At 71.2% G+C, this 2,903-nt stretch carries 2 protein-coding genes; both read right to left on the reverse strand.

Annotated elements, in window-relative coordinates:
* The coding region (locus EFAMC1_RS08510; RefSeq protein WP_154053863.1) for a sugar nucleotide-binding protein at positions 1-1,510 on the reverse strand (1,510 nt) is incomplete at its 3' end.
* A 416-nt stretch (positions 1,511-1,926) separates the two neighbouring features.
* The gene (rfbB, locus tag EFAMC1_RS08515; protein ID WP_410054788.1) at positions 1,927-2,877 is read right to left on the reverse strand and encodes a dTDP-glucose 4,6-dehydratase; all 951 of its coding nucleotides are present in this window, start codon (positions 2,875-2,877) and stop codon (positions 1,927-1,929) included.
* Positions 2,878-2,903 lie beyond the last annotated feature (26 nt).

Genomic DNA, 2,903 nt, shown 5'->3' on the forward strand with positions numbered 1-2,903 from the left:
CGGGCGCGCCCGGGCCGCCCTCGCCCGCCCCCAGCAGCCGGTCGAGGTACTCGCCGAGCCGGACCGTCCAGTCCTCGGGCGCGAAGCCGATGGCCTCGAGCCTCGAGAGGTCGAGGGCCGAGTGGGCCGGGCGCGGCGCCACGGGGCCCTCGGCCGAGGCGTAGTACTCGGCGGTGCTCACCGAGACCACGGCGTCGCCGTTGCCGTTGGCGCGCTCGAAGACGCGCCGGGCGATGTCGGCCCACGACTCGACGGGGCCGGAGTTGGTGAGGTCGTAGGTGCCGTACGCGGCGGGCGCGCTGGGCTCCAGGTCGCCGTCGCGGTAGCCGAGCAGCCACAGGATGGCGGCGGCCATGTCGCGCGTGAAGGTGAGGCGGCCCAGCTGGTCGTCGACGACGGTCACCCTGTCGAGCGGGTCGGCGGGGTCGGCGACGCGGTCGGAGAGCGCCGCCATCGTGCGGGCGAAGTTCCTGCCCTCGCCCACAACCCAGCTCGAGCGCACGAGGTAGTGGCGCGGGCAGCCTCCCACGGCGAGGTCGCCGGCGGCCTTCGACTGGCCGTAGACCGAGAGGGGCGAGAGGGGCTCGGCCTCGTCGTGGGGCTCGCGGGTGCCGTCGAAGACGTAGTCCGAGCTCACGTGCACGAGCGTGATGCCGTGCTCGGCGCACGTGCGGGCGAGCAGCGCCGGGCCGGTGGCGTTGGCCTTCCAGGCGATGACCCTGCCCTCGGGCGTCTCGGCGCGGTCGACCGCGGTGTAGGCGCCGCAGTTGATCACGGCGCCGTAGAGCGACCAGTCGTAGCGGCCGTACTGCGCGGGGTCGGAGAAGTCAAACCCGTCGATGTCGCAGAAGTCGAAGGAGCCGGCGAGGCCGCGCGCCTCGGCGAGCTCGCGCACCGCGCGGCCCAGCTGCCCGTTGCAGCCGGTCACGAGCGTGCGGCGCGGCGCCATGGGCAGCGCGTCGGCGAGCATGGGGTGGCGGAGGTCCGCCTCGGAGAGCGTGGCCTCGGAGAGCGGAATGGGCCAGTCGATGCCGAGCGCGGGGTCGGCGAGGTTCACGAAGGTGTACGTCGCCTTAAGCTCGGCGGACCAGTGGGCGTCCACCAGGTAGGTGTAGGCCGTCCCGTCCTCGAGCGCCTGGAAGGAGTTGCCGACGCCGCGCGGCACGAAGATCGCGCGGGACGGGTCGAGCGTCGTGGTGAACACCCTGCCGAAGGTCGCGCCCGGGCGCAGGTCAACCCACGCGCCGAAGACCGAGCCCGTCGCCACGCTGATGTACTTGTCCCAGGGCTCGGCGTGGATGCCGCGCGTCACGCCGCGGCTCGCGTTGAAGCTCACGTTGTTCTGGACCGGGCGGAAGTCGGGCAGGCCCGCCGCCACCATCTTGGCCCGCTGCCAGTTCTCCTTGAACCAGCCCCTGGCGTCGCCGTGGACCGGCAGGTCCACGACCTTGAGCCCCGGAATGCCGGTCTCGGTCACCCTGAGCTCCTTCTCGAACTCGAACGAGGACATGCGTCTCCCCTCTCGCTTGGTATTCGTCTGTCAAGTTGCGCGATGCCGCGTACGGCCGGGCTCTCCCGGGCCGCGCGAGGCGCCCACGAACGCGCCCCCTGGCGGATGCCAGGGGGCGCGATTGGAAAAGTGACGAGTTTGCTGCAGTTCGATTGGGACGCCGCAAGTAGCCACCAGATCGACAAGTCGCTGACCTGCGGCTTTGCGGCCGGCAGGGACACGCCTACTCGGGGGGCGCCGCCTCGACTGCAGCAAACTCGATAGTTTTGATTTGGACGCGGGAAAATGACCCCCGAAAGGGGGTCTCGGAACCCGCCGGGGGCCTCGGGACCCGGCGGGGGCCCGAAAAAAGCAGATCACGGAAAAGGGCGTCCACCGCCCCTCGCGACCCGGCCCGCGCCCCGCGCGGGCGGGCCCTACTGCCCCTGCGCCCTGTACCTGGCCTCGGTGGCCGCCTTCGCGGGGCGCCACCAGGCCTCGTTGTCCACGTACCACGTGATCGTCTGGCGCAGGCCCTCGGCAAAGTCCGTGTGGCGCGGCCTCCAGCCGAGCTCAGTCTGCAGCTTCGTGGAGTCGATGGCATAGCGGCGGTCGTGGCCGGGACGGTCGCGCACCCAGTCGAAGTCGTCGGGGTCGCGGCCCATGACGGAGAGGATGTCGCGCAGCACCGTCAGGTTGTCGCGCTCCCCGTCCGCGCCGATGAGGTAGGTCTCGCCGAGGCGGCCGCGCGTGAGGATGTCCCACACGGCCGAGGAGTGGTCCTCGGCGTGGATCCAGTCGCGGACGTTCCTGCCGTCGCCGTAGAGCCTGGGGCGCTCCCCGTCCAGCACGTTCGTGATCTGGCGCGGGATGAACTTCTCCACGTGTTGGTAGGGGCCGTAGTTGTTCGAGCAGTTGGAGATGGTCGCGCGCAGGCCGTAGGTGCGGGTCCAGGCGCGCACGAGCATGTCCGAGCTCGCCTTCGTGCTCGAGTACGGGCTGCTCGGGCGGTAGGGCGTCTCCTCGGTGAAGCGCGCCGGGTCGTCGAGCGCGAGGTCGCCGTAGACCTCGTCGGTCGAGACGTGGTGGTAGCGGACGTCGTACTTGCGGCACGCCTCGAGCAGGCGGAACGTACCCTCCACGTTGGTGCGCACGAACGGCTCCGGGTCGGCGATCGAGTTGTCGTTGTGGGACTCGGCCGCGTAGTGCACGACCGCGTCGTGGCCCGGAACCAGCCGGTCCAGCAGCTCCGCGTCGCAGATGTCGCCGACGACCAGCTCCACGCGGTCGGCGGGCAGCCCCGCGATGTTCTCGGGGTTGCCGGCGTAGGTGAGCTTGTCGAGCACCGTGACGTGGACGCCCGGGTGCTCGCGCACCACGTAGCGCACGAAGTTGCTGCCGATGAAGCCGCAGC

The sequence above is a fragment of the Olsenella uli genome (assembly GCF_901212675.1).
GTDB classification, from domain to species: Bacteria; Actinomycetota; Coriobacteriia; order Coriobacteriales; family Atopobiaceae; genus Parolsenella; species Parolsenella uli_B.